Genomic DNA, 21,552 nt, shown 5'->3' with positions numbered 1-21,552 from the left:
ACCTCTTCAGGTTCCGCTTAAGGGATTACATGCCTTTGGCTTTTTCGACTGCTTCGTCGATGCCGCCAACCATGTAGAACGCCTGCTCTGGTAGAGAGTCGTATTCACCGTTCAGGATGCCTTTAAAGCCACTGATAGTGTCTTTAAGAGAGACATATTTACCTGGTGCACCCGTGAAGACTTCTGCTACGAAGAATGGCTGAGATAGGAAACGCTGGATCTTACGAGCGCGTGCTACCGTCTGCTTATCTTCTTCAGAAAGTTCGTCCATACCTAGGATCGCGATGATGTCTTTAAGCTCTTTGTAGCGCTGTAGGACACCCTGCACTTCACGTGCAGTCTCGTAGTGCTCAGAACCGATTACTAGCGGATCAAGCTGACGAGAAGTAGAGTCTAGTGGGTCTACCGCAGGGTAGATACCTAGCTCTGCGATCTGACGAGACAGTACGACTGTTGCGTCAAGGTGCGAGAAGGTTGTCGCTGGTGATGGGTCAGTCAAGTCATCCGCTGGTACGTATACCGCTTGGATAGAAGTGATCGAACCAGTCTTAGTCGACGTGATACGCTCCTGAAGTACACCCATCTCTTCTGCAAGAGTTGGCTGGTAACCTACTGCTGAAGGCATACGACCTAGCAGTGCTGATACCTCAGTACCCGCAAGTGTGTAACGGTAGATGTTGTCGACGAATAGAAGTACGTCACGACCTTCGTCACGGAACTTCTCAGCCATTGTAAGACCAGTCAACGCTACACGTAGACGGTTACCTGGTGGCTCGTTCATCTGACCGTAAACCATCGCTACTTTCGACTTGTCGAACTGCTCAACGTTTACTACGCCTGCTTCCTGCATTTCGTGGTAGAAGTCGTTACCCTCACGAGTACGCTCACCTACACCTGCGAATACAGATAGACCAGAGTGCTGAGTTGCGATGTTGTTGATCAACTCCATCATGTTTACGGTTTTACCTACACCGGCACCACCGAACAGACCGATCTTACCACCCTTAGCGAAAGGACAAACAAGGTCGATTACCTTGATGCCTGTCTCAAGCAGTTCGTTAGTCGCTGCTTGGTCTGCGTAAGAAGGTGCTTTACGGTGAATTGGGTAACGCTCCTCTTCACCGATCGGGCCACACTCATCGATTGGGTTACCTAGTACGTCCATGATACGACCTAGGGTCGCTGTACCTACAGGTACAGATACTGGAGCACCAGTGTTTACAACGTCCAGACCACGGCTTGCACCTTCAGTCTGACCCATTGCGATAGTACGTACGACACCGTCACCCAGCTGTTGCTGAACTTCTAGTGTCAGGTTGGTTTTAGTGACGTTTAGTGCGTCATAAACCTTCGGTACATCTTCACGTGGGAATTCCACGTCAACGACTGCACCGATAATCTGAACAATACGTCCGCTACTCATGTTCGGATCCTCTTAACTTATTAGCCTGTTAACTGCTTTAAACAGCAGCAGCACCACTTACGATTTCAGAAATTTCCTGTGTAATCGCTGCCTGACGCGCTTTGTTGTAGATCAACTGAAGCTCGTCGATTAGGTTGCCGGCGTTGTCGGTTGCATTCTTCATTGCCAACATACGCGCTGCCTGTTCACAGGCGTTATTCTCAACAACTGCTTGGTACACCATTGATTCAACGTAACGAGTCAAAAGACCTGTTAGTAGATCACGAGCATCTGGCTCGTAGATGTAATCCCAGTGGTGGTTGAGAGTGTCGTCGTCTTCTTCAGCCTGAAGGGGCAGAAGCTGTTCAATAGTCGGCTTTTGCGTCATGGTGTTAACGAACTCGTTCGATACCACGTATAGACGGTCAAGTTTGCCTTCGTTGAAGCTATCAAGCATCACTTTTACTGAACCGATTAGCGCTTCCAACTCTGGTGCATCGCCTAGGCCGCTTGTTGCTGCCTTAACGTTACCGCCGTAGTTACGGAAGAAGCTAACTGCTTTACCACCAATTGCACAGAAATCGATCTCGACATTCTGTGAATTGAACTCCTTCATTTTGCCAATAGCAGCCTTGAACAAGTTAACGTTCAGGCCACCACAGAGTCCGCGATCAGAACCGACAACAATGAAACCTACTCGTTTCAGGTCGTTGTTCTGCATGTAAAGGTGTTTGTATTCAGGGTTAGCTTTCGCTAAGTGCTGAATCACACCACGGATACTGCGTGCGTATGGACGAGAAGACTCCATGCGATCTTGGGCACGGCGCATCTTAGATGCAGCAACCATTTCCATGGCGCTGGTAATCTTACGTGTGCTACCGATACTCGCGATCTGCGTCTTAATCTCTTTTCCGACTGCCATAAATCCGCCTCTATTCCTTGACTTAGTATCGGCTGAACAGAGTCTGTTCAGCCGTTCTGCTCATAACTCGAGCGCTTACCAAGTCTGGGTAGATTTGAACTTCTCGATGCCAGCTTTGAATCCAGCAGCGATTTCGTCATTGTAATCGCCTGATTCATTCACTTTAGCCATCAGGTCAGCATGCTCCGAGTTGAAGTATGCAACCAATGCAGCTTCGAATGCACCGATTTTGTTCAATTCTACGTCGCTCAGGAAGCCTTCGTTCGCAGCGTACAAGCTCAAGCCCATCTCAGCGACAGACATTGGAGAGTACTGCTTCTGCTTCATCAGTTCTGTAACGCGCTGACCGTGCTCTAGTTGTGCACGAGTCGCTTCGTCAAGGTCTGAAGCAAACTGCGAGAACGCTGCCAATTCACGGTACTGTGCAAGTGCTAGACGTACACCGCCACCCAATTTCTTGATGACTTTAGTCTGAGCCGCACCACCTACACGTGATACTGACAGACCTGCGTTGATCGCAGGACGAATACCTGAGTTAAACATACCAGTTTCAAGGAAGATCTGACCGTCTGTGATCGAGATAACGTTGGTTGGTACGAACGCCGAAACGTCGCCACCCTGAGTCTCGATTACAGGTAGAGCAGTCAATGAACCTGTTTGTCCTTTAACTTCACCTTTAGTGAACTCTTCTACGTAGTCAGCGTTAACACGCGCTGCACGCTCTAGTAGGCGTGAGTGTAGGTAGAATACGTCACCTGGGTATGCTTCACGACCTGGTGGACGACGAAGAAGAAGTGAAATCTGACGGTAAGCCCAAGCTTGTTTAGTTAGGTCATCGTAGATAATCAGTGCGTCTTCACCGCGGTCACGGAAGTACTCACCCATTGCACAGCCTGCGTATGGAGCTAGGAACTGCATTGCTGCAGGATCTGCTGCACCCGCTGCTACAACGATCGTGTGATCCATTGCGCCGTGCTCTTCAAGCTTACGTACTACGTTAGCGATAGTAGACTGTTTCTGGCCCACTGCTACGTAGATACATTTGATACCAGTACCTTTCTGGTTGATGATCGCGTCGATCGCAATTGCCGACTTACCGATCTGACGGTCACCGATGATCAACTCACGCTGACCACGGCCGATTGGTACCATTGCATCGATCGCTTTCAGACCAGTCTGAACTGGCTGGTCAACAGACTGACGAGCGATAACGCCTGGCGCTACCTTCTCTACTGCGTCTGTGATTTTTGCGTCGATAGCACCTTTACCGTCGATTGGGTTACCTAGTGCGTCTACAACGCGACCAAGTAGCTCAGGACCTACTGGTACTTCAAGGATACGGCCAGTACATTTAGCCGTCATGCCTTCTTTAAGACCTTGGTAATCACCAAGAACTACGGCACCGACAGAGTCACGCTCAAGGTTAAGCGCCATACCGTAGACGCCACCAGGGAACTCGATCATTTCGCCGTACATTACGTCAGCTAGACCGTGGATCAGGATGATACCATCGGATACGCTAACGATTGTGCCCTCGTTACGGGCTTCTGAAGACACATCAAGTGACTCGATGCGCTTCTTGAGAATCTCGCTGATCTCAGATGGATTCAGTTGCTGCATTTCTATTCCTCATTCTCAGGAATTCATCGCTTCGGCCAGTTTCGCAAGTCGAGCACGAACCGAACCGTCGATCACAAGGTCGTCTGTACGAACAATTACACCGCCTAGGATAGACTTGTCTACCTGTGCAGTGACTGCTACTTCACGACCCAACTTGGTGCTAAGCGCCTTAGCCAATTTCTGCTGCTGTTCATCAGCAAGATCGAAGGCAGTTGTCAGATCCACTTCAATTGAAGCTTCCTGAGCTGACTTCAGCTTTTTGAACTGTGCAGCGATCTCTGGCAACAGAGCCAAGCGCTGATTTTCTGCCAATAGAGCCATAAAGTTTTGGCCCGCTTGGTCGATGTCGCCTTCTAAAAGGCCATTCAGCGTCCCAGCTTTCTGCTCAGACGTTAGGGCTGGGTTTGCCAGCACCTGGGCTACTGTCGCATCCGCTACACAAGAGGCAGCGATTGACAGCATGTTAGCCCACTGATCGAGGCTGCCCTTGCTAGCTGCATATTCAAATGCAGCTTTTGTGTAGGGCCGAGCGACTGTATTGAGTTCAGCCATCGTAAACCTCGCTTAAAGCTCCGCAGCTAGTTTTTCAACTAACTGTGCGTGTGCTTTCTCGTCAACAGAGGCTTCCAGAATTTTTTCAGCGCCAGCTAGTGCTAGTGCTGCAACCTGTGCACGAAGAGCTTCCTTCGCTTGGTTGATCTCTTGTTCGATTTCCGCTTCAGCAGCAGCTTTAACGCGATTAGCTTCTTCGCGCGCTTGCTCTTTAGCTTCGTCAACAATCTGGTTAGCCCGCTTGTTGGCCTGTTCAATGATGGCAGCTGCTTGCTCTTTAGATTCGCGCAGATTATCTGTCGCTTTCTCTTGAGCTAGCTTCAGATCGCGCTCAGCGCGTTCTGCCGCATCAAGACCATCTGCAATCTTCTTCTTACGTTCAGCCAGTGCACTTGTTAGTGGTGGCCATACGTATTTCATACAAAATACGACGAAGATGAAGAACGCGATAGCCTGACCAATGATGGTGAGATTGATATTCACGCCATTATCCTCGCGGTTGTCTGATTAAAAGTAGTGAAACCCATGGGGTATCTAGTTAAAAAACTACTTGTTAGCCAGCAACAGCGAACAGTACGTATAGACCAAGACCAACACCGATCATAGGAACAGCGTCGACAAGACCCATTACGATGAAGAACTGAGTACGTAGTAGTGGGATCAGTTCTGGCTGACGAGCAGCACCTTCAAGGAATTTGCCACCTAGAACGCCGATACCGACCGCAGCGCCTACAGCGCCTAGACCCATCATCAGTGCACCAGCAATGTACAGCAATGCCATTTCCATCGTTTTTCTCCGATTTAGTTAATTTAAGGTTATTACAGTTAGTAAACTCTTGTTATTCCGCTTAGTGATCTTCGTGGGCCATCGCCAAGTAGACGATTGTTAGGACCATGAAGATAAACGCCTGAAGCGTAATAACTAGAATGTGGAAAATTGCCCATGGAACCGACAGGATCCATTGAGCCCAGAACGGCAGCAGTGCAATCAGGATGAAGATCATCTCACCTGCGTACATGTTACCGAAAAGACGTAGTGCCAATGATACTGGCTTAGCCAGTAGACCAACCACTTCTAGGAAGAGGTTGAATGGCAGCAACCATTTGCCTAAAGGCTGGAAGCTAAGCTCTGCTAGGAACCCGCCAAGACCTTTCTGCTTGATGCTGTAGTAAAGAATAAGTGCAAAGACGCTCAACGCCATACCCGCGGTCGCGTTTACGTCAGTCGTTGGAACCACTTTCATGAAGTGGATACCCATCTCTGCTGCTAGGAATGGAATCCAGTCAACGGGAACCAAGTCCATGGTGTTCATTAGGAAGATCCATACAAAGATGGTCAACGCCAATGGAGCGATGAGTGCATTTTTGTAGTGGAAGATACTCTTCACGTTGTCATCGATGAACTCGATGATGGTTTCTACAAAGTTTTGAGCGCCGCCAGGTACATCACTTGTCGCACTTTTAGCCACCTTACGGAAGAACCACACGAACGCTAGACCAAGAGCAATCGACCAGAACATTGTGTCTACGTTGATCGCCCAGAAGCCCATCTCAGCAGCTTCTTGCGCACTGTGCGCAAAGCCAAGACCGTTAACAGGGTGGTTACCAAAGGTAAGGTTGGTTAAGTGGTGAGCAATATACTCTGAGGAGGTAACTGTTCCAGATGCCATTCTCAGTTTCTCTCTTTATCGAAGGTTAAGAATCCGTTTTAACGCCGAACTGCATGATCAGATTACTGACCTGAAGCAGAATCAACATCGCAAATAAGGAAAAAACACTGATGGGTTTTACCAGCACAAACGCCAGTGAAAAACTGATGGCCATCAATGCCATTTTCCATATTTGACTCGCATACAACTCTGCGAGTGTCCCTTGTGCAGACCCCTGTGTCTGCTTGTTAAAGTGCTTGTTTGCGAAATAGGCGTTAGGAATCAAGTAGATTAAACCACCTATAAGCATTGAGTACGCTGCTACAAAATCAATAAATACAGCGACTGCACTTAGCACTAACAGGATGCCTGACTGATATTTCAAAACGGTGAAATATCGAGCTTTCGCCCTATCAGAACGCTTACCAATGAGGTTTGGATTCATCATCTTTGCCCAAAAGTAGTGCGTTTATCCCAGCTAATGCGGGCGCAATTGTAGGTGAAAAGGGAATAAGCATCAAGCACAGAGTAGTCTAACTATGACTAAGGTCTTGTTCGCTTTAATCGCGAAGTTGTTTAACGATCGCTTTTAGCTCTTTAGCATCATTGTAGCTGATCACAATCTTACCCTGACCCTTTGCGTTTTCGCTCAGCGTCACTTTGGTAGATAGCAGTCGAGTCAGATCTTCAACGATACGCTCATGCTTGCTGGTAAGCTCTGGCTTCGCTTTAGGCTCCGTTGGATTTTGCAAAGTGCGCACCAATAACTCAGTCTGACGAACCGATAGGCCTTTAGCCACAACCTCTCGACCGGCATCGATCTGTAACGCTTCCGTGAGAGGCAGTAGAGCACGCGCATGACCCATCTCAAGGTCTCCATGCTCTAACATACGTTTGACTTCGTCGGTCAGGTTAAGAAGACGCAGAAGGTTGGCAACGGCGGTGCGCGATTTTCCAACGGCATCAGCCACCTCTTGCTGTGACAGTTCAAACTCCTGCTGAAGGCGCTGCAGGGCTATGGCCTCTTCGATCGGGTTTAGGTTTTCACGTTGAATGTTTTCGATGAGTGCCATCGCAATGGCCGCTTCATCAGGAACATCTCGAATGACAACAGGCACACGCTCTAAACCAGCCATCTGGGCTGCACGCCAGCGACGCTCACCCGCGATGATTTCAAAATTATCACCACCGATAGGTCGCACCACAATCGGCTGCATAATGCCTTGCGCTTTAATCGAAGCGGCTAGCTCTTCAAGCGCTTGAGGCTCCATATCACGGCGCGGTTGGTAACGACCACGACTTAGGCGCTCAACCGCCAGTTCAGTGAGTTGCGTAGAGTCACTCGATTGGTCGTTCGCGACAGTCGCTGCAGAACCGGAAAGTAGGGCGTCTAAACCACGACCCAATCCACGACGTTTAGTGCTCATTTCAACTCCTTAAGAAACCGCTTGGGTTTGCTCTTTATCGGTACGGCGAACCAGTTCACCCGCCAGTGCCAGGTATGCAATCGCACCTCGAGAATTTTTATCGTACATGATCGCCGGTAGACCGTGGCTGGGGGCCTCTGCTAAACGGACATTACGTGGAATGACTGTACGGTAAACCTGATCACCAAAATACTCTAGGAGATGATCAGAGACATCTTTGGTCAAACTCATGCGTGGATCGAACATGGTGCGCAAAATACCCTCAATCTTCAGTCGAGGGTTAAGACGTTCATGAATCTTATCGATGGTGCCCACCAATGCACTGATCCCTTCGAGGGCATAGTATTCACACTGCATAGGGATAATAACCCCGTCAGAGCTGGCCAGTGCATTCACCGTTAGCAAACTCAGAGAAGGTGGATTATCGATCAGAATAAAATCGTATTGGTCAGCCACAGCATCGAGCGCCATCTTCAGACGAAACTCTCTACGTGTCATCTGCAGAAGTTCAACTTCAGCCGCCGTTAGGTCGCCATTGGCACCTAACACGTCGTAACCCACTTCTAAATTGGTGATGATCGACTCTTTGGCGCTCGCTTGATCGGTTAAAAGCTCATAGACCGAGAGAGTAAGATCATGCTTGTCGACACCAGAGCCCATGGTCGCATTACCCTGAGGATCCAGATCGATGAGCAGAACGCGCTTATGCATAGCAGCTAGTGATGCCGCTAAGTTCACGCTGGTGGTGGTTTTACCGACTCCACCTTTCTGATTGGTGACCGTTAAAATCTTGGCCAACTTACACTCTCCCAATTTTCAACAGGTGTCGCTCTTCATCAAGACCGGGCACTTGAAGGGGGTAACTCTCGATTAAATGGTACTGATTTGGCAGATCTGCCAACTCCTGATCAGGATAACGGCCTTTCATCGCAAGAAACAGACCCTGATCGGCTAATAGCTCAGCGCTTAACGTTACCATATCTTCGATAGAAGCAAAGGCCCTAGAGGTAACTTGTTGGAAAGTACGACCGGCAAACGCCTCAACCCGACCATGAACCACCTCTAAATTCGATAGATTCAACTCAACTTTTACCTGATGCTGAAAACGAGTTTTTTTACCGTTGCTGTCCAGAGTGACAACCGGCATATCAGGATTAAGAATGGCCATTGGAATTCCAGGTAACCCTGCACCGCTACCGACGTCGATAAGGTCGGTTTTTTCTACGTAGGGCGCAATCGCGACACTGTCCAAAATATGTTTTATCAGCATCTGTTTTGGATCGCGGATCGCCGTCAGATTGTAGGCTTTGTTCCATTTCTGTAACAAGGCTAAGTAGGCCAATAGCTGCTCAACCTGAAATTCAGATAGAGAGAGATTTAACCGACTAAGACCTGACTCTAAATCGTTTTTTGGATTGTAATCCATTAACTGGCCGCCTTAGCTTGAAGCTGAAGTTTCTTCAAATGAACCAATAACAGCGAGATAGCCGCTGGCGTCATGCCCTGAATTCTTGAGGCCTGAGCAATGGTCACCGGACGGACATGCTCTAGTTTAGATTTTAATTCGTTAGAGAGACCGCCAACGGCATCGTAATCGAAGTCCTCAGGCAAAGAGGTATTCTCTTGACGACGCATCTGATCAATCTCTTGCTTCTGACGATCAATATAACCGGCGTACTTGATCGAGATCTCAATCTGCTCTTCAGCCGCCGCCTCAATCTCAACCTCAGAAGGTTTAATGGATTTGATATCGGCATAACTAAGTTCAGGACGTTTTACCAGATCAGCAAGGTTGTACTCACGTGCCAAGGGTGAACTCAGCTTGGGTTCCAATGCAGCCGCTTCTGCTGACTTTGGTTGAATCCAAGTCGATGAGAGTCGTGCCATTTCACAATCAATCTGATCGCGTTTAGTCGAGAAGGCGGTCCAGCGATCATCACCAACCACACCCAGTTTGCGGCCGATCTCGGTCAAACGAATATCCGCATTATCTTCTCGCAACACCAAACGGTATTCAGCACGGGAGGTGAACATACGGTAGGGCTCTGATGTGCCATGCGTAATCAAATCATCAACCAAGACACCGATGTAGGCTTCGTCACGACGCGGATACCACTGATCCTGATCCAGTGCACGAGCAGCGGCATTCATACCGGCCAACAACCCTTGTGCGCCCGCCTCTTCGTAGCCTGTTGTGCCATTGATTTGACCGGCAAAGTAGAGACCAGAGATCACTTTGGTCTCAAGTGTGTGTTTCAAATCCTGAGGATTGAAATAATCGTATTCGATGGCATAACCCGGACGTGTGATATGAGCGTTTTCAAAACCGCGCATTGAACGGATGACCTCAAGCTGCACATCAAATGGCAAACTGGTTGAGACACCATTTGGGTAGAGCTCGTGCGTGGTTAACCCTTCCGGCTCAACGAAAACCTGGTGGGAGTCTTTGTCCGCAAAGCGGTGAATCTTATCTTCAATGGAAGGGCAGTAACGCGGTCCTATCCCTTCAATAATCCCAGAGTACATCGGCGAGCGATCAAGGTTATTTCGAATAATCTCGTGTGTCCGCTCATTGGTATGCGTGATGTAACAACTGATCTGTTCTGGTTGGTCACTCGCCTGGCCCATAAACGACATGATAGGCGTTGGTGTATCACCAGGTTGTTCTTGCATCACTGAGAAATCGACACTGCGTGCGTCAATTCGTGGCGGTGTACCCGTTTTGAGACGGTCAACGCGAAGAGGATACTCACGTAAACGCTCTGCGAGTCGTAATGAAGGCGGATCACCGGCACGACCACCCTGATAATTTTGCATACCAATGTGAATCAAACCGCCAAGGAAGGTACCTGCTGTTAAGACAACGCTGTTTGCAAAGAAACGAATGCCAGCTTGGGTCACAGCACCGCGAACTTCATCATTTTCTACGATGAGATCATCGACCGCCTGCTGAAAGATATCGAGGTTAGGTTGGTTTTCAAGAATAGAACGGATGGCTGCTTTGTAAAGAATACGATCCGCTTGTGCACGTGTGGCACGCACAGCGGGACCTTTGCGTGCATTAAGCGTTCTAAACTGAATACCGCCCTTATCGGTAGCACGAGCCATCGCACCATCCAGTGCATCAATCTCTTTAACAAGATGACTCTTACCAATACCACCGATGGCCGGGTTACATGACATTTGACCCAGTGTCTCAATATTGTGAGTCAATAGCAGGGTTTTAGCCCCTTTACGTGCTGATGCTAATGCCGCTTCAGTGCCAGCGTGACCGCCACCAATAATCAACACGTCATAACGATCTGGATAATCCACTCTCTACCTCTTAGCTGCCTTTTCAAACCTAGACAGAAATATGGCGCGGATTATACCTAGGGATTGCCATTGAAGAAATGGTTAAAAAATAGCCAACCTGCTGTTTGTAGAGTGAGAGTAGATAAATAAAAAATAAAATAAATATATAAAGAGAGTTTATTATTTTTAATATTATTTAAGTAGGCTGATTTCTGTTATTAACTGATTAAAAATCAATAAAAACAGTAGTTTGTAGAAATTATAACCCGCTTATAAAGCGCGAATAGCTTGAACATTTGTTGTGTGTGAGTTGTGTATAAGTAGGCTAGTTATACACAATTTATTTTATTCACAGTTTAATCGTCCAATTACTCGGGGTTAGTCTGACAGTTTTTCCACAATCGAAGAATTATTACCGCGTTTTGTGAGCTATTCTTTGGATAACTATTGAATATATCCACAACAGATGCTCAGCATTCGCCTTTTATCTGTGAGTAACTCTATTTTTGGATTGTGGAAAACTATTTACCGATACAGAAAGAGCCGAAAATCTTTCCAAGCAGGTCATCCGCTGAAACTTTACCGGTTATTTCACCTAACACCTGCTGTGTCTGCCTCAGATCTTCCGCCAGAAGTTCACCAGCACCTTGGGTATCTAACTGCCAAAGACCGGTGTTTAATAGCTCCTGTGCTTGTTCTAGAGCCTCCATATGGCGTCTACGCGCCATAAAAGCGCCTTCAGCATTGCCTTGATAGCCCATAATGGACTTTAGATGCTCCCGAAGCAGATCAATGCCTTGCTCATCTTTGGCTGAGAGTCTAATCAGTGTGTTTTCACCCTGTTGTTCAAGACTAGTACTCTCGTCTGTTAGGTCGATTTTATTGCGAACTAAGGTGACATGGCTCAGATCACCGTTGAGTTTTTCGACCATCTCAGGCCACAGCGTTTGTGGATCCGTTGTCTCTGAGTGGCTAGCATCCACGAGCATTAAGATACGATCAGCCGTTTTGATCTCCTGCCAAGCGCGATCAATACCGATCTGTTCGACTCGATCAGGTGCATCACGTAAGCCAGCGGTGTCGATAATGTGCAGTGGCATGCCATCAATGTGTATCTGCTCTCTCAAGACATCTCGTGTTGTCCCCTCAATGTCGGTGACAATTGCTGAATCACGCCCCGATAGCGCATTGAGAAGACTCGATTTTCCGGCATTAGGACGGCCAGCAATCACGACAGTCATACCCTCTCTCATTAAACTGCCTTGCTGCGCTTGGCTCTGAACCTGATTGAGTTGCTCAATAATGTTGACCAGATCACCACGCACTTTGCCGTCGCTTAAAAAGTCGATCTCTTCATCAGGGAAGTCGATGGCTGCTTCTACATAGATGCGCAGGTTGGTTAGCTGATCGACCAATTGATCAACTTCACGCGAAAAAGCGCCTTGCAGTGATTTTAACGCACAGCGAGCTGCCTGTTCTGAAGAGCTTTCAATCAGATCAGCAATGGCTTCAGCTTGAGTGAGATCGAGCTTATCGTTTAAAAATGCTCGTTCTGAGAATTCACCGGGTCTAGCCATGCGAGCACCTAGCTCAATGGCGCGGCGAATGATGAGATCGATGACAACGGGACCACCATGACATTGAAGTTCGGCAACATCTTCACCGGTGAAGCTATTGGGTCCAGGAAAAAGCAGGGCGATGCCTTCGTCGATTTGATGATCCGCTTCATGAAAAGGGGTGTAGTGAGCGTAACGGGGTTTGGCTTTAAACCCGATAAATGCTTCCAGAATTTCAGCAGACTTAGGCCCTGAAAGACGAACAATACCGACGCCCCCTTGGCCAGTGGCGGTTGCTTGTGCAACGATCGTATCTTTATTGCTGCTGATCATCTGAAGTCTTTCTCCAATCAATAAAAAGGGCTCCGAAGAGCCCTAGTGTGTCGCGTGGGGATTTAAGCTGCAAGTTGCTTATTTAGAATCACCCGCTTCGATCTGTTTGTTGATTACATACTGCTGTGCAATCGATAGGACGTTGTTCACCAACCAGTATAGAACCAGACCCGCTGGGAACCATAGGAAGAAGAAGGTGAAGACGATTGGAAGCATCTTCATGATCTTCGCCTGCATTGGATCTGGAGGCGTTGGGTTCAGCAGCTGCTGAATGAACATGGTCGCACCCATCAAGATAGGCATGATGAAGTAAGGGTCCATCTGCGACAGGTCTTGGATGTAACCAATGAACGGCGCGTGACGGATCTCAACCGCTTCCATCAATACCCAGTAAAGTGCGATGAAGATCGGCATCTGAGCAACGATAGGAAGACAGCCACCGAGAGGGTTGATCTTCTCTTTCGAGTAGAGCTTCATCATCTCCTGAGACATCTTCTGACGATCATCACCGTAGAGCTCTTTAAGACGAGCCATCTCTGGACCGAACTTGCGCATTTTTGCCATCGATTTGAACGCTTTAGCATTCAAGTGGAATAGGGCAGCTTTCACCAAAATCGTGACACAGATGATGGCAAGACCGTAGTTACCAACGATCGAGTAGAGCCACTTAAGAACCATGTAGATCGGTGAAGCGATGAAGAAGAGAATACCGAAGTCAATCGTAAGATCTAGGTTCGGAGCGATCTTCTCCAGCTGATCAGTATCTTTAGGACCCGCATACAGCGTTGCCGAGATCTGGCCTGTCTGACCTGGAGCAACAACAGCAGAGGGTGCTAAGAATCCAGCAATGTAGTTACCGTTAAGCTGACGGGCCTGGTAGGTGTAATCCTGACCTGGATTAGGGATCCAAGCACTCATGAAGTAGTGCTGAATCATAGCAACCCAACCGTCTTGGCTCTTCTCGCTGTAACGGCCATCGTCGTCTATATCATCGAAGCTAACTTTGTTGTAGTTGTTCTCTTGAGTTGAGAACACTGGGCCTAAGTAAGACTGCATACCCATATCAGTAGTTTCTGAAGGGTCAGCACTACGATCACGCTTAAGTTGACCGAATAGAGTCGCTTGCCAGTTTGAGTCACTGTTGTTAGCAATCAGGTAGTCCATCGCAATGGCGTTGCTACCGCGTGTGAAGGTGAATCGCTTAGTAATGGCTACGCCGTTATCGACTAGGTTCAGATCTACAGCCAGTGTGTCGGCACTGCCCATGTCGTAGCTAGCTTCAGCGACAGAGTAGAGTGGACGCCCCTCTTTAGACGCATCTGGGCCATTAGGGCCAACTAAGCCTGATTGAGCAACATAGGTACGGTTAGCGTTCTGCTCAAGCAGAACCAAGGGATCTTCGCCTTCCAACGTCGCTTTATGATCGAGCAGTTTGACTTCAATGATGTCACCGCCACGTGGATCGATCAGAATGCCGAACTTATCAGTGGTTACACTGACCAGATCACCTGTTGCTGCAGCCAGTGTGGACGTTGCTGCACCTGCGGTTGGTAGATCAGCTTCAGCTGCTGGCGCTGCGCTTGGCAGGTCGTTACCTGCGGCTGGCTGGTACGCTGAAACTGATTCAGTTTGAGTTTGTTGTGCTGCGACGGGAGTGTTGTAATCAGCATTCCACTGGAGAACCAGCATGTATGAGATTAGACCGAGTGCGCCGAGTAGAATGACTCGCTGTATATCCATGGCGAATTAACCATTACCTTTATTTGAGGTTTGGGCTTTTAAAGCCTGCTTGTTTAAACGTTTCCAACTTTTCGCTATGAGCGCATGTAATTGCTCGTTTTCCAGCTCATCAATACCACGTCGAGATAAAACAACAATGTCGACATTAGGGAGCTGATGCTGGTTAAAACGAAAAGACTCGCGAATGATACGACGAACGCGGTTTCGATTCACGGCTCTGCGAATATTTTTTTTGGAAAAAACGAATCCGATGCGGGGATGATCAGATTGGGAGTGGCGGGCAAGAATCAGTAGATGAGTATCACTGACCTTAAAATCGGCTTTGTCGAATACCCTTTTGAAATCACCGCCAGTTAAAAGTCTTAACTGGCGAGGGTATTCGAACTCAGCCATTTGGCATTCAGCAAGTCCGCTTAATTATGCAGACAAGCTAGCGCGGCCGCGTGAACGACGACGAGCAAGCACTTTACGACCGTTTTTAGTAGCCATACGAGCACGGAAACCGTGGTTGCGCTTACGCTTTAGTACGCTTGGTTGAAATGTTCTTTTCATTGCCTTGTCCTATTACAAGTCATTTATACGTCACAGATGTTGTATGGACATCTGCCTAAAAATCGAGACGCAAAATTCTATAGAAATCGCTAAGCAGTTGCAAACCTTTTGTTTGCTATCCATAAAAAAACCAGCCCGAGAGCTGGTTTTTTATCAGCTAAACGAGCTATTAGCGCATTTTACGCTGCATGTAGCCGTCTAGAGGACCTTCTGAAACAGACATCCACTGGTTCTGGTCTTTCTGGAACGCAGCCATGCTGTCGTAGATGCGTTTGAAGTCTGGGTGTTCAGCAGAAAGCTCTTTGTAAGTTTCCTGTGCAGCTTCCCAAGCAGCATCCATTACGTCTTTCGGGAAGACCTTCATCTTAGTACCACCCGCTAGGATAGTCTTAAGTGATTCTGGGTTCTTCGCATCGTAGAAGGCAGTTGTCTTAACGTTTGCACGCTCAGCTGCTGCTGCAACAATGTTCTGGTACTCAACTGGTAGAGCGTCGAACTTCTCTTTGTTGATGTAGACAGAAAGGTTTGGAGCCGCTTCCCACCAACCTGGAGTGTAGTAGTACTTAGCAACCTTGTTGAAGCCCATCTTCATGTCATCGAATGGACCAACCCATTCAGCTGCATCGATAGTGCCTTTCTCTAGTGATGGGAAGATATCGCCACCCGGGATAGACTGAGGCACAACGCCTAGCTTCTCGATGATCTTACCGCCCATACCACCGATACGCATCTTCAGACCCTGAAGATCGTCTAGTGATTTAACTTCTTTGTTGTACCAACCACCCATCTGTACACCCGTGTTACCTGATGGGAATGGAACGATGTTCGATTTAGCGAAAAGCTCTTTGATCATTTCGCCGCCACCACCGAAGTTGTACCAAGCTTGGAACTGACGGTAGTTAAGGCCGAAAGGAACGGTTGTATCTAGAGCGAATGCTGGGTTTTTACCGAAGTAGTAGTATGACGCTGTGTGACCTGCTTCGATCGTACCGTCTGATACTGCGTCAAAGATCTGCATAGTGCCTACGATTTCGCCCGCAGGGAATACACGAATCTTGAATTTACCGTTGGTCATCTTCTCTACTTCTTCAGCGAAGTAGACACCGCCCATGTAGAAGCCGATACCTGGAGGTACAGCCGACTGTAGGCGCCAGTTAAGTTCTGGAAGCTCAGCAGCTGAAGCTGCAGTTGCTGCTGAAACGGCTGCTGCTAGTACAGCACCTTTAAACAGATCTCTACGTTTCATGATATTTCCTTGTGTTTGCCTTTTCGGCGTTTATTGTTAGTTAGGACACAGCTAATACTAGCTATAACCAGCCACCATGCAAGAGTATTAATTATTTGCCTGAATCAACCTGCTACTTTGGTCTAACTAATCAGGTGATCTGGTAGGACCAGTTAACCCTTAAATTTCTCTTTGATGGTTCAAACATGGCTATTTAATAGGCTTTTCGATCTGAAATTAAGACTTAAGTCTATATCTATCGTTTGTTCTGGTATGACCAGTTGCAACCTCTTCTTGTACCACACTTGAAAACCGGTCACACTGCGAGGCTATAACAAATAGATCAGAGAGCGTGTTTAAGGAATGAAAGCTTTACTGAAATTCTCAGCGGGCATTGATGCAATCAATGGCTGGGTTGGCAACTACATTAAATGGTTAATTCTTGCAGCGGTATTGGTCAGTGCAGGTAACGCAACAACTCGTTATCTGTTCAGTATCGCGTCTAATGCAATGCTGGAGTTGCAGTGGTACCTGTACGCTGCTGTGTTTACGGCGGCAGCGGGCTATGTGCTTAAACTAAATGAGCACGTACGCATCGATGTGGTGAGTCAGCGCATCTCACCAAGAGCCCGCAACTGGATTGACGTTATTGGTCTGCTCTTCTGTGTGATGCCGGTCAGCCTCTACATCTGCCTACAATCCATTCCCAATCTTTTAGAGACCTATGCTAACCAAGAGGTGAGTCAAAATGCGGGTGGCCTGCTGCGTTGGCCAGTGCGTGCAATGATTCCTCTCGGTTTTGGTTTGTTATTCATCCAAGCATTCAGCGAATTGATTAAGCGCTGGGCTTTTCTAAAAGGCTATATCGAAGATCCGCTGAGTAAAGGTGGTCACGTAAACATGGACGACGAGCAGGAGACGGCGTAAATGGAATTTCTAGCGGATAACATCGCGCCGATTATGTTCGGCACTCTGATCATCTTCCTTCTATCGGGCTTCCCAGTTGCGTTTAGTTTGGCAGCTAACGGCATTCTGTTTGCGATCATTGGTCATGAGCTTGGTCTATTGGATTGGGTGCTGCTTCAGGCAATACCTGAACGTATCTACGGCATTATGCAGAACGACACTTTGCTGGCGATTCCGTTCTTCACCTTCATGGGGATTATCCTGCAACGCTCAGGCATGGCAGAGGACTTGCTTGAATCGGCAGGGCAGTTGTTTGGGCGAGTACCGGGTGGTCTTGGTTATGCTGTCATTCTTGTCGGTGCGCTCCTCGCGGCAACGACGGGTGTTGTGGCAGCATCGGTGATTTCAATGGGCCTTATCTCCTTGCCGGTTATGATGCGATACCGTTATCACTACCCGACAGCGGCGGGTCTTCTGACCAGTGCCGGCTCGCTGGCACAGATCATCCCACCTTCACTGGTGTTGATCGTACTGGCCGATGTGCTTTCACTGTCAGTTAAAGATGCTTACATGGGTGCTATGCTACCGGCGGCAATGGTTGTGAGCTTCTTACTTCTATACATGTTCGCATTGTCGATCTTCAAACCGGCGATGGTTCCACCACTGCCAGCAGAGGCGCGTACTCTTCAGGGCACCAAGCTGATGGTGTCGGTTCTGACCGCGATGCTGCCACCGATCATTTTGATCTTCTTGGTATTGGGAACCATCTTCGTTGGTTGGGCAACACCGACCGAGGGTGGGGCAATGGGTGCTGTGGGGGCTCTATTGCTCTCGATCATCCGTCGTCGTCTGACGCTGGAGGTTATCAAAGGGGCTCTGGACTCAACGGCCAAACTGTCGACCTTCGTCATGTTTATTTTGGTTGGTTCATCTATCTTTGCTCTATCCTTCCGAGCAGTAAACGGTGACCTATGGATTGAGCACCTTTTTAGCTTTATCCCTGGTGGTGAGCTTGGCTTTGTTCTATTTGTCAGCTTATTGGTATTCGTACTCGGCTTCTTTATCGACTTCTTCGAGATAGCATTCATCTTGATGCCACTAATTGGCCCGGTTGCGGCAAACATGGACATCAACATGGTGTGGTTCCTCGTCGTGGTTGGATTGAACATGTCGATGTCGTTCTTAACACCTCCCTTTGGCTTTGCACTCTTCTACCTGCGAAGTGTGGCTCCAAAGAGCGATTACAAGGATGAGATTACCGGTCGTTTGGTACATGGCATGAAGACCATGGAGATCTACCGAGGGGCTATTCCATTCATCCTGATTATGCTGACATCACTGGCGTTGATCATCATCTTCCCAGAGATAGTGACCTACAATCTTGATGCACCTTTGGATGTTGATCTGGATACGATAGAGATCACTATCGATGGTATGGGTGGTGGTGACGACCCATGGGGCGCTGACGCGTCGGACCCATGGGCTGAGTAATACTATCTACGTTGAAAAGGCTGCTTCGGCAGCCTTTTTTGTGCCTGTTTTTACGTTGATTGTCAGTTTTTTGTGAATAAGTCTGTTTATAACTTATGAAAAAGCTGTCATTTAGTTGTTAAGTTCTGGAAAAAGTCGGATATAGGTCAAAGGTTGTGAGGGCTTGTAACCTATTGATTTAAAAACCTTGCAGCTATTTATCTGAAAATTCTGTGGATAATTGCACCCATTGGGGATAAGATTCAACCATACTTCTAAAAACCCACTGGGACTCAACAAATGTTTCAAGATCTATGGCAACAATGCCTAGAAACGCTAAAAGATGAACTGCCGTCACAGCAGTACAACACTTGGGTTCGCCCATTGCGTTTGGATCTAGAGACCGAGTCGCACATTGTTCTACTGGCCCCAAACCGTTTCGTAAAGGATTGGGTCGCGGATAAGTTCGTTACCCGCTTTCAAGATGTCGTTGAACGCTTGAGTGGTGAATCTGCGCCACTTATCGAAATAAGCATAGCAGGGTCCGTTGCCTCACCCGTCACTCGTACTCGACCAGAAGTGGCTCGAGCAAAGCCAATGCGTGTTGAGGCTCAAGAGTCCCAAGCTGAATTCACGTCGACCTCTATTGTTGCCCCCTCTACTGATATTATTCAGCCTGAGCTTGAGGTTCAGCCAGAGGTGATGGAGCGAACGGTGCAGGTCGAGGGTGGTTTGCGCCATCAGACCAGTTTAAACCCCAGCTTTACGTTCGAATCCTTTGTTCAAGGTAAATCAAACCAGCTAGCCTCTGCTGCGGCTCAACAGGTGGCCGATAACCCGGGTGGTGGTTACAACCCACTCTTTATTTATGGTGGTGTCGGCTTAGGTAAAACTCACTTGATGCATGCTGTGGGTGCAGAAATGCTTAAGCGTAATCCCAACGCTAAGATTGTCTACCTGCACTCAGAGCGCTTCGTAGCCGATATGGTTAAAGCACTTCAGCTGAATGCGATTAATGACTTTAAGCGCTACTACCGCTCGGTCGATGCGTTGTTGATCGATGACATTCAGTTCTTTGCCAACAAGGATCGCTCGCAAGAGGAGTTCTTCCACACCTTTAATTCGCTACTTGAAGGTGGTCAGCAGATGATCTTGACCAGTGATCGCTATCCTAAAGAGATTGGTGGCATGGAAGAGCGCTTGAAGTCTCGATTTGGTTGGGGTTTAACCGTGGCCATTGAGCCGCCAGAGCTGGAGACGCGCGTCGCTATTCTTATGAAAAAGGCGCACGAAGCGCGAATTAAGCTTCCAGATGATGCCGCCTTCTTCCTTGCACAGAAGATTCGTAGTAATGTCCGAGAGTTAGAAGGTGCTTTGAAGCGAGTTATAGCGAATGCTCACTTCACCGGTAGTCCGATCACCACGACCTTTGTCAAAGAGTCACTGAAGGATCTACTGGCATTACAGGACAAACAGGTTAGTATTGATAACATTCAGCGAGTGGTTTCTGAGTACTATAAGATCCGTGTAGCCGATCTTCACTCAAAGCGCCGCAGTCGCTCAGTTGCTCGACCAAGACAGGTTGCTATGTCCTTGTCGAAAGAGCTAACTAACCACAGCCTACCCGAGATAGGCAACGCATTTGGCGGTCGAGATCACACCACGGTCTTGCACGCGACACGAAAAATTAAAGAGTTGCGTGACAGCAATGCTGAGATCGCAGAAGATTACAAAAACCTGCTTCGTCATTTGACGACCTAACTGACAGACTGAGATAGGAATACGCATGAGATTCGTCATCACTCGTGAGGCTTTGATTAAACCACTACAGCTTGTTGCCGGCGTGGTTGAACGCAGACAGACACTGCCTGTGCTCTCGAACATTCTGATGGTGGCTGAGGGTGATCAACTCTCACTAACCGGTACCGATCTCGAAGTCGAGTTGGTAGGGCGTGTGCAGCTTCAAGAGCCGGCACAACCAGGTTCTGTGACCGTTCCAGCACGCAAGCTGATGGATATCTGTAAATCGCTCTCTGATGACGCTCGTATCGAGATGGAGCTGAGCGGTCAGAAGATGATCATCAAGTCGGGTCGTTCTAAGTTCTCACTAACAACCTTGGCGGCGTCTGAATTCCCGAATGTTGAAGATAGCCCACAAGCCTTCGAGTTAAGCTTGCCACAGTCAGAACTGCGTCAGTTGATCGAAAAGACAGGCTTCTCTATGGCGCAACAGGATGTCCGTTATTACCTAAATGGCATGCTACTGGAAGTAAGTGAAGACTCACTTCGTTCGGTTGCGACCGATGGTCACCGTCTGGCTACTTCGGCTTCTGCAGCGGATGTGCCAGCGGGTGGTGCGCATCAGATCATCGTGCCTCGTAAAGGTATTCTTGAGCTAGCTCGATTACTCCAAGGTGGTGACTCACCGGTTACACTGGTTATTGGTGCATCACACATTCGTGCCAATGTCGGTGACTACACCTTCACGTCGAAGCTGGTTGATGGCAAGTTCCCTGACTACCAACGAGTGATCCCTAAAAACGGTGACAAGGTCGTTCTTGGTGATCGCCAAGAGCTGCGTCAGGTATTCCAGCGTATTGCGATTCTATCGAACGAGAAATATCGAGGTGTGCGTCTGACGCTCAGCGATGGCTACCTTAAAGTGACGGCAAATAACCCAGAGCAGGAAGAGGCAGAAGAGACTGTAGCTGTTGAGTACGAAGGTCCTTCGATCGATATCGGTTTCAACGTTAACTATCTGCTCGATGTACTCTCTATTCTTGGTTCCGATGTGGTTCGTTTCACCTTAGCTGATGCAAACAGCAGTGCGCTGATTCAAGGCTTCGATGATCCAAACTCAACCTACGTCATCATGCCAATGCGCATGTAATTAACGCTTCAATA

General features: G+C 48.1%; 21 protein-coding genes. 4 read left to right on the top strand and 17 right to left on the bottom strand.

The window, feature by feature from the left end:
* Window positions 1-25 precede the first annotated feature (25 nt).
* The 17 genes from atpD to XMD530_RS07100 all read right to left on the bottom strand — a co-directional run bounded on the left by atpD (window position 26) and on the right by XMD530_RS07100 (window position 16,293).
* Complete coding sequence (gene atpD, locus XMD530_RS07180; RefSeq protein ID WP_173482153.1) at window positions 26-1,423, bottom strand: F0F1 ATP synthase subunit beta; 1,398 nt, start codon at window positions 1,421-1,423, stop codon at window positions 26-28.
* Window positions 1,424-1,460: 37 nt separating this feature from the next.
* Window positions 1,461-2,324, bottom strand: coding sequence for a F0F1 ATP synthase subunit gamma (atpG, locus tag XMD530_RS07175; RefSeq protein WP_173482154.1), 864 nt, complete (start codon window positions 2,322-2,324; stop codon window positions 1,461-1,463).
* Window positions 2,325-2,399: 75 nt separating this feature from the next.
* The gene (atpA, locus tag XMD530_RS07170; RefSeq protein WP_173482155.1) at window positions 2,400-3,944 is read right to left on the bottom strand and encodes a F0F1 ATP synthase subunit alpha; all 1,545 of its coding nucleotides are present in this window, start codon (window positions 3,942-3,944) and stop codon (window positions 2,400-2,402) included.
* Between the two features lie 15 nt (window positions 3,945-3,959).
* On the bottom strand, window positions 3,960-4,496 hold the full coding sequence (locus XMD530_RS07165; protein WP_173482156.1) for a F0F1 ATP synthase subunit delta: 537 nt from the start codon (window positions 4,494-4,496) through the stop codon (window positions 3,960-3,962).
* Between the two features lie 12 nt (window positions 4,497-4,508).
* On the bottom strand, window positions 4,509-4,979 hold the full coding sequence (locus XMD530_RS07160; protein WP_173482157.1) for a F0F1 ATP synthase subunit B: 471 nt from the start codon (window positions 4,977-4,979) through the stop codon (window positions 4,509-4,511).
* A 70-nt stretch (window positions 4,980-5,049) separates the two neighbouring features.
* Window positions 5,050-5,283, bottom strand: a complete 234-nt coding sequence (gene atpE, locus XMD530_RS07155) for a F0F1 ATP synthase subunit C (protein ID WP_169451839.1) — start codon at window positions 5,281-5,283, stop codon at window positions 5,050-5,052.
* A gap of 61 nt (window positions 5,284-5,344) precedes the next feature.
* Complete coding sequence (gene atpB, locus XMD530_RS07150; protein WP_173482158.1) at window positions 5,345-6,166, bottom strand: F0F1 ATP synthase subunit A; 822 nt, start codon at window positions 6,164-6,166, stop codon at window positions 5,345-5,347.
* Window positions 6,167-6,191: 25 nt separating this feature from the next.
* Window positions 6,192-6,593 (bottom strand): ATP synthase subunit I, encoded by a 402-nt coding sequence (locus tag XMD530_RS07145; RefSeq protein WP_173482159.1) that lies wholly within the window; start codon window positions 6,591-6,593, stop codon window positions 6,192-6,194.
* A 112-nt stretch (window positions 6,594-6,705) separates the two neighbouring features.
* A complete protein-coding gene (locus XMD530_RS07140) occupies window positions 6,706-7,572 on the bottom strand; it encodes a ParB/RepB/Spo0J family partition protein (RefSeq protein WP_173482160.1) in 867 nt (288 codons plus the stop codon).
* Between the two features lie 9 nt (window positions 7,573-7,581).
* Window positions 7,582-8,370, bottom strand: a complete 789-nt coding sequence (locus XMD530_RS07135; protein ID WP_173482161.1) for a ParA family protein — start codon at window positions 8,368-8,370, stop codon at window positions 7,582-7,584.
* Window position 8,371: 1 nt separating this feature from the next.
* A complete protein-coding gene (gene rsmG / locus XMD530_RS07130; protein WP_173506954.1) occupies window positions 8,372-8,998 on the bottom strand; it encodes a 16S rRNA (guanine(527)-N(7))-methyltransferase RsmG in 627 nt (208 codons plus the stop codon).
* Window positions 8,998-10,887: a tRNA uridine-5-carboxymethylaminomethyl(34) synthesis enzyme MnmG gene (gene mnmG, locus XMD530_RS07125; RefSeq protein WP_173482163.1), complete on the bottom strand. Its 1,890-nt coding sequence runs from the start codon at window positions 10,885-10,887 to the stop codon at window positions 8,998-9,000. Before mnmG ends, rsmG begins: the two co-directional genes overlap by 1 nt.
* A gap of 500 nt (window positions 10,888-11,387) precedes the next feature.
* Entirely contained in the window at window positions 11,388-12,755 is a 1,368-nt protein-coding gene (gene mnmE / locus XMD530_RS07120) for a tRNA uridine-5-carboxymethylaminomethyl(34) synthesis GTPase MnmE (RefSeq protein ID WP_173483710.1), read from the bottom strand.
* Between the two features lie 78 nt (window positions 12,756-12,833).
* Complete coding sequence (gene yidC / locus XMD530_RS07115) at window positions 12,834-14,495, bottom strand: membrane protein insertase YidC (RefSeq protein WP_173506953.1); 1,662 nt, start codon at window positions 14,493-14,495, stop codon at window positions 12,834-12,836.
* Window positions 14,496-14,501: 6 nt separating this feature from the next.
* Window positions 14,502-14,888: a ribonuclease P protein component gene (gene rnpA / locus XMD530_RS07110; protein ID WP_173482166.1), complete on the bottom strand. Its 387-nt coding sequence runs from the start codon at window positions 14,886-14,888 to the stop codon at window positions 14,502-14,504.
* 24 nt (window positions 14,889-14,912) lie between these two features.
* The gene (gene rpmH / locus XMD530_RS07105) at window positions 14,913-15,047 is read right to left on the bottom strand and encodes a 50S ribosomal protein L34 (RefSeq protein ID WP_173482167.1); all 135 of its coding nucleotides are present in this window, start codon (window positions 15,045-15,047) and stop codon (window positions 14,913-14,915) included.
* A gap of 169 nt (window positions 15,048-15,216) precedes the next feature.
* Window positions 15,217-16,293 carry a TRAP transporter substrate-binding protein gene (locus XMD530_RS07100; RefSeq protein ID WP_173494538.1) on the bottom strand — a complete coding sequence of 359 codons (1,077 nt, stop codon included), beginning with the start codon at window positions 16,291-16,293 and terminating at the stop codon, window positions 15,217-15,219.
* A 342-nt stretch (window positions 16,294-16,635) separates the two neighbouring features.
* Between XMD530_RS07100 and XMD530_RS07095 the strand changes: the two genes are divergently transcribed.
* From XMD530_RS07095 to dnaN, 4 genes are all read left to right on the top strand, one after another.
* The gene (locus XMD530_RS07095) at window positions 16,636-17,199 is read left to right on the top strand and encodes a TRAP transporter small permease subunit (protein WP_173482169.1); all 564 of its coding nucleotides are present in this window, start codon (window positions 16,636-16,638) and stop codon (window positions 17,197-17,199) included.
* Window positions 17,200-18,669 carry a TRAP transporter large permease subunit gene (locus tag XMD530_RS07090; protein WP_173482170.1) on the top strand — a complete coding sequence of 490 codons (1,470 nt, stop codon included), beginning with the start codon at window positions 17,200-17,202 and terminating at the stop codon, window positions 18,667-18,669.
* Between the two features lie 279 nt (window positions 18,670-18,948).
* Window positions 18,949-20,409, top strand: a complete 1,461-nt coding sequence (gene dnaA, locus XMD530_RS07085) for a chromosomal replication initiator protein DnaA (RefSeq protein ID WP_173506952.1) — start codon at window positions 18,949-18,951, stop codon at window positions 20,407-20,409.
* A 25-nt stretch (window positions 20,410-20,434) separates the two neighbouring features.
* On the top strand, window positions 20,435-21,538 hold the full coding sequence (dnaN, locus tag XMD530_RS07080; protein WP_173482172.1) for a DNA polymerase III subunit beta: 1,104 nt from the start codon (window positions 20,435-20,437) through the stop codon (window positions 21,536-21,538).
* Window positions 21,539-21,552: the final 14 nt, after the last annotated feature.

Origin of the sequence: Marinobacterium sp. xm-d-530, from assembly GCF_013283365.1 — a bacterium.
In the GTDB taxonomy this organism is placed as follows: domain Bacteria; phylum Pseudomonadota; class Gammaproteobacteria; order Pseudomonadales; family Balneatricaceae; genus Marinobacterium_E.
This window is presented reverse-complemented; position numbering and strand designations above follow the sequence as displayed.

Coding starts and splice junctions, on each gene's coding strand:
- atpG (WP_173482154.1), bottom strand. CDS start 2,324: ATGGCAGTCGGAAAAGAGATTAAGACGCAGATCGCGAGTATCGGTAGC.
- rsmG (WP_173506954.1), bottom strand. CDS start 8,998: ATGGATTACAATCCAAAAAACGATTTAGAGTCAGGTCTTAGTCGGTTA.
- XMD530_RS07145 (WP_173482159.1), bottom strand. CDS start 6,593: ATGATGAATCCAAACCTCATTGGTAAGCGTTCTGATAGGGCGAAAGCT.
- XMD530_RS07100 (WP_173494538.1), bottom strand. CDS start 16,293: ATGAAACGTAGAGATCTGTTTAAAGGTGCTGTACTAGCAGCAGCCGTT.
- dnaA (WP_173506952.1), top strand. CDS start 18,949: ATGTTTCAAGATCTATGGCAACAATGCCTAGAAACGCTAAAAGATGAA.
- atpA (WP_173482155.1), bottom strand. CDS start 3,944: ATGCAGCAACTGAATCCATCTGAGATCAGCGAGATTCTCAAGAAGCGC.
- XMD530_RS07090 (WP_173482170.1), top strand. CDS start 17,200: ATGGAATTTCTAGCGGATAACATCGCGCCGATTATGTTCGGCACTCTG.
- atpD (WP_173482153.1), bottom strand. CDS start 1,423: ATGAGTAGCGGACGTATTGTTCAGATTATCGGTGCAGTCGTTGACGTG.
- rpmH (WP_173482167.1), bottom strand. CDS start 15,047: ATGAAAAGAACATTTCAACCAAGCGTACTAAAGCGTAAGCGCAACCAC.
- yidC (WP_173506953.1), bottom strand. CDS start 14,495: ATGGATATACAGCGAGTCATTCTACTCGGCGCACTCGGTCTAATCTCA.
- mnmE (WP_173483710.1), bottom strand. CDS start 12,755: ATGATCAGCAGCAATAAAGATACGATCGTTGCACAAGCAACCGCCACT.
- atpB (WP_173482158.1), bottom strand. CDS start 6,166: ATGGCATCTGGAACAGTTACCTCCTCAGAGTATATTGCTCACCACTTA.
- atpE (WP_169451839.1), bottom strand. CDS start 5,283: ATGGAAATGGCATTGCTGTACATTGCTGGTGCACTGATGATGGGTCTA.
- rnpA (WP_173482166.1), bottom strand. CDS start 14,888: ATGGCTGAGTTCGAATACCCTCGCCAGTTAAGACTTTTAACTGGCGGT.
- XMD530_RS07165 (WP_173482156.1), bottom strand. CDS start 4,496: ATGGCTGAACTCAATACAGTCGCTCGGCCCTACACAAAAGCTGCATTT.
- dnaN (WP_173482172.1), top strand. CDS start 20,435: ATGAGATTCGTCATCACTCGTGAGGCTTTGATTAAACCACTACAGCTT.
- XMD530_RS07140 (WP_173482160.1), bottom strand. CDS start 7,572: ATGAGCACTAAACGTCGTGGATTGGGTCGTGGTTTAGACGCCCTACTT.
- XMD530_RS07095 (WP_173482169.1), top strand. CDS start 16,636: ATGAAAGCTTTACTGAAATTCTCAGCGGGCATTGATGCAATCAATGGC.